This is a genomic window from Microbacterium sp. BF1 (assembly GCF_019279095.1).
GTDB lineage: Bacteria > Actinomycetota > Actinomycetes > Actinomycetales > Microbacteriaceae > Microbacterium > Microbacterium maritypicum.
Window position 1 is genome coordinate 1 of record NZ_JAGYWT010000161.1, and the last position, 5,234, is coordinate 5,234.

Consider the following 5,234-nt stretch of genomic DNA (forward strand, 5'->3'; position numbering starts at 1 on the left):
GAACAGGCGGCGGTTGCGGCGCTTGGCCAAGGAGTACGTGCGCCCCGGCGTGCATGTCACCGAGATGCACGAGGCGCTTCTGCGGATCCAGGCGCAGCGCACGCAGTGGCAGCGCTTCGTCGAAGCCGGCGTCGCGCCGGAGATTCCCCTCGGTCTCGCCGATGTGTACGCGGCCTGGCAGCGGGTCGAGGCTGAACTCAGCGAGCTCGACGCCGCACTGGGGCGTCGCGAACCGTTGGCCTCGCTCCCGGTCGCGCGACTCGTCCGCACCCTCGCGGGGCTCGCTGCGAAGTCCGATGTCTTCGAGAACCTCGTCGAGCGCGCTCAGCTGCGCGATCGGCTCGCCCTTCTCGGGCTGGAGCCCCTGCTCGCCGAGCTCTCGGTGCGCCATGTCGCGGAGTCCCAGGTGGGGGAGGAGCTCGAATTCGCCTGGTGGCAGTCCCTCCTCGAGCGTGCCCTGCAGGACAACCGCGCGCTGCTCGGCGCGAACACCGCTGTCGTCGACCGCCTCGAACGGGACTTCCGCCTGGTCGATGAGGCCCATGCCGCCATGGCCGGACCGCTGCTCGCATGGCAGTTGGCCAACCAGTGGCGGATCGCGATCGTCGACGAGCCTCAGCAGTCGCAGCACCTGCGCCGTGCGCTGACGCAGTCAGCGACCACGACCGCGCAGGTCGTCAGTGCCGCGCCCACCCTGGTCGATGTGCTCGCACCGGTCTGGATCTCGTCGCCGTACCTCGTCCCGGAGATTCCGGACTCCGTGGAGTTCGACACCGTGATCCTGGTCGACGCCGCAGCGATCAACCTCGCGGAGGCCGCCCCGGCGATCCGTCGCGCGCGCCAGATCGTCGCGTTCGGCGACCCGGTGACGCAGCGCCCGACTCCCTTCCGCATCGCGGTGGATCATGAGGAGTCGTGGGAGCCCGAGGTGCCGTTCGACGACGTCTCGGCTTTCGAGCGTCTTTCCGAGCTCCTACCGGTGATGACCCTGACCCGCAGCTATCGTGCCGGCGGTGAGGACCTCGCGGAACTGATCAACGACGCGTTCTATGGCGGCGAGATCGTCTCCCTTCCCTGGGCGGGTTCGTACCTCGGTCGTGGCAGCCTCACGGTCGACTACGTGGAGGGCGGGACGGGAACGCCCGATCCGATCTCCGGCGCGGTCGAGAGTCCGGATGCCGAGGTCGCCAGGGTCGTGACCCTCGTTGTCGAGCACGCCGTGCACCGTCCGGCTGAGTCCCTCATGGTCGTGACCGCGAGCGCCCGTCACGCCGAGCGCGTGCGTGCAGCCGTCACCTCGGCGTTCGCCGGACGTTCGGATGTGGCGGACTTCGTCGGGCGCGACACGGTCGAACCCTTCGCGGTGCTGACCCTCGAGGAGTCGGTCGCCGAGAGTCGCGACCGCGTGATCTTCTCGCTGGGGTTCGGGCTCACCAAGCACGGCCGCGTCCTGAGCGACTTCGGCGATCTCTCCACTCCGGACGGAGAGCGACTTCTCACGGTCGGGATGACCAGGGCCCGCCGGTCGATGGTGCTCGTGTCGTCGATCCGCCCCTCGTCCTTCGACGACGGACGCCTGGAGCACGGAGCGGCGACACTGATGTCGATCCTCGGCGGCCTGGCCGCGCGCAGCAGGGATGCTCGCCTGGAGGATCTCGCCGATCCGCTCACGCTCGCCCTCGCACGGGAGCTGCGGCGACTCGGAGCCTCTGTGGATGTCGACTATCGCGGGCTGCTCCCGCTGGTCGCGCAGCACGGCGGTAAGGCGGTCGTCATCGAGTCCGACCCGGAGTCGCGAGGAGAATCGCTGCGGGAGACCCTGCGTCTGCGACCGCATGTGCTGCGTCGCCTCGGCTGGCATTACGTGCGGGTGCACGCCTTCGATCTCTACAGCGACCCCGCGACCGTCGCGACGCGGATCGCTGCGGTGCTCGGCATCTCGGATTCCGCCCCGCGTGCCGAGAACGACACGCAGCCGATCGACATCGTCGACCCCCGGAATGACTGACGAGCCCGACACCCCCGAACCGCGCCAGCGCGTCATGCGGGTATCCGGCTCCCGACGTGCGCGTCTCACGCCGGTGCCGGGAAGCGATCCCGAACCGGAGTCCGGCCCCGCCGAGGTGTCGCCTCCGCCGACACGGCCCAAGGGCGCCAGAGGGCCGAACGACGATCAGCTGATGCGGGACGTGCCGCCGCACTACTGAGCGTGAGTCTCCGTCTGCGCCCGCGGACGAGAAACGCACGGCCCCTCCGAAGAGGAACCGTGCGACTCGTCGTGCGAGTGGAAGCTCTCAGGCCCCGCGCTGTGCCTTGAGCAGATCACGGATCTCGACGAGCAGCTCGGACTCGGTCGATGCGGCCGGCTCCTCCTCGGGCTCCTCGGCCGGCGTGCCCTTGCGAGCCTCGACACGGGCCTTGAAGGTGTTCATCGGCAGCACGAAGACGAAGTAGACGACGGCGGCGACGGCGAGGAAGCTGATGATCGCCGAGATCAGTTCGCCGATCGGGAACGTCACCATCTCTCCGTAGATGTTCGGGACCTGGATGCCGAACTTGCCTGTCGCATCCGCCTTCAGGAAGAGCGCGATGAGCGGATTGATGATGCTGTTGACGACAGCCGTGACGATCGCGGTGAAAGCGGTGCCGATGACGACAGCGACGGCCAGGTCGATGACGTTGCCGCGCAACAGGAAGTCCTTGAAACCTTTGAGCATGGGGTCCCCCAACAGATCGGGGCCTCAGGAAGAGGCCGGAGTCGACGCAGCCGCCGGTTTGGCGCTCGTCGTCGATTCCGTCTTCGATGATGCCGAACCATCCTTCGAAGCCCCGGATTTCGCGCGCGAGTCCGTGCGATAGAAGCCGGAGCCGTTGAAGGTCACACCGATCGAGCCGTACTGCTTGCGCAGCGCGCCACCGCACTCGGGGCACACGGTGAGAGCGTCGTCGGCGAAGCTCTGCACGGCGTCGAAAGTGTGTCCGCACGCGGTGCAGGCATAGGCGTAGGTGGGCATGGGGGTCCTTGCGATCAGCGCCGGCGTGGCGACAGGGTGAGGGTCTGCGACGGGGTGACGACGCCGTTCACCGGCTGGTCGTGCACCTCTCGCGGAAGTTCGTCGAGTACCTCGGAATCATAGATCACGGCATAGACGGGAGGGCACTTCTCCATCGAGCCGATCGTCTTGTCGAAGTAGCCGCGTCCCCACCCCATGCGCATGCCGGTGCGATCGACCGCCGCGGCGGGGACGATCATCAGGTCCACGTCGTTCACCGCGATCGGGCCCAGCACCTCGCCGGTGGGCTCGGGCAGGCCGAAGAGTCCCTCGGTGACCTCGTCGTCATCGGTGGCGACAGCCCAGTCCAGCAGCCCGTCGGCGCGGGTGACGGGCAGGAGCACGCGGATGCCGCGGCGCACGGCCCTGGTCACGAACTCGCGGGTGCCCGGCTCGGTGGTGGTGGAGAGGAAGCACGAGATGGATCGGGCGCCGAGCTCGTCGACCAGGGCGTCGAGGCGTTCGCCGATGGCCGTGGCCGCGGCTTCGCGCTGCGTGTCGGAGAGGAGCTGGCGTCGTTCGCGGAGTTCGGCGCGGAGTGCGCGCTTCGCATGTTCGACGTCGTTCGACATGGCTCCGAGTCTACGTCGGCGCTCACCACTAGGCTGGCAAGATGGCTGACCACAAGATCAAGGCCGTCATTCCCGCAGCAGGCCTGGGTACGAGATTCCTCCCTGCGACGAAGGCGATGCCGAAAGAGATGCTCCCCGTCGTCGACAAGCCGGCGATCCAATACGTCGTCGAAGAGGCGGCGGACGCTGGTATCGACGACATCCTCGTCATCATCGGCCGCAACAAGAACGCCATCTCCAACCACTTCGACTCCGTGCCGGAGCTCGAGGTCAGGCTGATGGAGAAGGGTGACACCGGCCGTCTCGAGCGTGTGATGAAGTCGAGTGATCTCGCCGACATCCACTTCGTGCGCCAGGGAGAGCCGAAGGGACTCGGACATGCGGTCCTGCGTGCACGAGCCCACGTCGGCGACAGCTCTTTCGCCGTGCTCCTCGGAGACGACCTCATCGACGAGCGCGACTCGCTCCTCACCGACATGATCGCCGAGCACGAGCGCTCCGGCGCCGCTGTGATAGCGCTCATGGAGGTCGACCCCGCCAACATCCACATGTACGGTGCAGCCGCGGTCGAGCCGCTCGAAGGATCCGACGCCGTCCGCGTCACCGGACTCGTCGAGAAGCCCGCCCAGGAAGACGCACCGTCGAACCTGGCCGTCATCGGCCGCTACGTGCTTCCGGCCTCGGTGTTCGACATCCTCGAGCACACCGAGCCGGGCAAGGGCGGCGAGATCCAGCTCACCGACGCGCTGCAGGTGCTCGCGACCGATCCCGACGGCCCCGGCGTCGTCGGCGTCATCTTCGGCGGACGCCGCTACGACACGGGCGACCGCGTCGACTACATCAAGGCGATCGTGCAGCTCGCGGCAGACCGGGACGACCTCGGTCCCGAGCTGCGCCCCTGGCTCAAGGAGTTCGCGGAACGCCTCTAGGCGACTCTGCGGGCGTCGGTGCGGCATGGATCTGGCGGCGGGAATGCGACACGGACCCATAGGACTGCGGCTCGTCCGTGCCAAGGATGCGAGACCGCTGCAGCATGAGCTGCTCGCCAACAGGTCGTGGCTCCAGCCGTGGGAGGCGACGGTCCCGTACGGCTCGGTGTCGTTCGACATGAGGCTCAGCATCCGACGGCTGCTCCAGCAGTATCGCGACGGCTCGGGCTACCCGTTCGTCATGGAGTACGACGGCGAGGTCGCAGGGCAGCTCAACGTGTGGGGAGTCTCGCGCGGGTCCCTGTGCTCGGCCACGATCGGGTACTGGGTGAGCGAGCGGTTCGCCGGTCGGGGGATCACCCCGACGGCGGTCGCGATGGCCACCGACGCGTGCTTCACCGAGTACGGGCTCCACCGGATGGAGATCTGCATCCGCCCGGAGAACGACGCGAGTCTGCGCATCGTGCAGAAGCTGGGGTTCCGCTACGAGGGACTGCGTCGTCGCTACATCCACATCGACGGCGACTGGCGCGACCACTACGCGTTCGCTCTATCTCCCGCGGGGGCTTGTGCGAGAGGAACTCGTCGCCGCTTCGGACCGGATCGCTCAGGCCTTTTCCGCCACCCGAGCTTCCGTACATGGGCAACAGATCGGTTTGCTGGAGCTGCACCTTGAGTTC

6 protein-coding genes and 1 pseudogene are annotated in these 5,234 nt (G+C 67.8%); 4 read left to right on the top strand and 3 right to left on the bottom strand.

The window, feature by feature from the left end:
• Nucleotides 1-2,008 (top strand): annotated as a pseudogene (locus KZA10_RS07590) (AAA family ATPase); the annotation flags it as partial.
• A complete protein-coding gene (locus KZA10_RS07595; RefSeq protein ID WP_218682558.1) occupies nucleotides 2,001-2,207 on the top strand; it encodes a hypothetical protein in 207 nt (68 codons plus the stop codon). The pseudogene KZA10_RS07590 and the gene KZA10_RS07595, both read left to right, overlap by 8 nt.
• Before the next feature lie 87 nt (nucleotides 2,208-2,294).
• Here the strand turns inward: KZA10_RS07595 and mscL are convergent, their stop codons facing one another.
• The 3 genes from mscL to KZA10_RS07610 are packed head-to-tail and all read right to left on the bottom strand — an operon-like array spanning nucleotide 2,295 to nucleotide 3,625.
• The gene (gene mscL / locus KZA10_RS07600; RefSeq protein WP_141385877.1) at nucleotides 2,295-2,717 is read right to left on the bottom strand and encodes a large conductance mechanosensitive channel protein MscL; all 423 of its coding nucleotides are present in this window, start codon (nucleotides 2,715-2,717) and stop codon (nucleotides 2,295-2,297) included.
• 24 nt (nucleotides 2,718-2,741) lie between these two features.
• A complete protein-coding gene (locus tag KZA10_RS07605) occupies nucleotides 2,742-3,014 on the bottom strand; it encodes an FmdB family zinc ribbon protein (RefSeq protein WP_017828901.1) in 273 nt (90 codons plus the stop codon).
• 14 nt (nucleotides 3,015-3,028) lie between these two features.
• Complete coding sequence (locus KZA10_RS07610) at nucleotides 3,029-3,625, bottom strand: 5-formyltetrahydrofolate cyclo-ligase (protein ID WP_017828900.1); 597 nt, start codon at nucleotides 3,623-3,625, stop codon at nucleotides 3,029-3,031.
• Nucleotides 3,626-3,666: 41 nt separating this feature from the next.
• On the opposite strand from KZA10_RS07610, the gene galU reads away from it, so the two are divergent.
• Entirely contained in the window at nucleotides 3,667-4,554 is an 888-nt protein-coding gene (gene galU, locus KZA10_RS07615; RefSeq protein WP_218682559.1) for a UTP--glucose-1-phosphate uridylyltransferase GalU, read from the top strand.
• Nucleotides 4,555-4,597: 43 nt separating this feature from the next.
• Nucleotides 4,598-5,230, top strand: coding sequence for a GNAT family N-acetyltransferase (locus KZA10_RS07620; RefSeq protein WP_256934541.1), 633 nt, complete (start codon nucleotides 4,598-4,600; stop codon nucleotides 5,228-5,230).
• The last annotated feature ends 4 nt before the right edge of the window (nucleotides 5,231-5,234 follow it).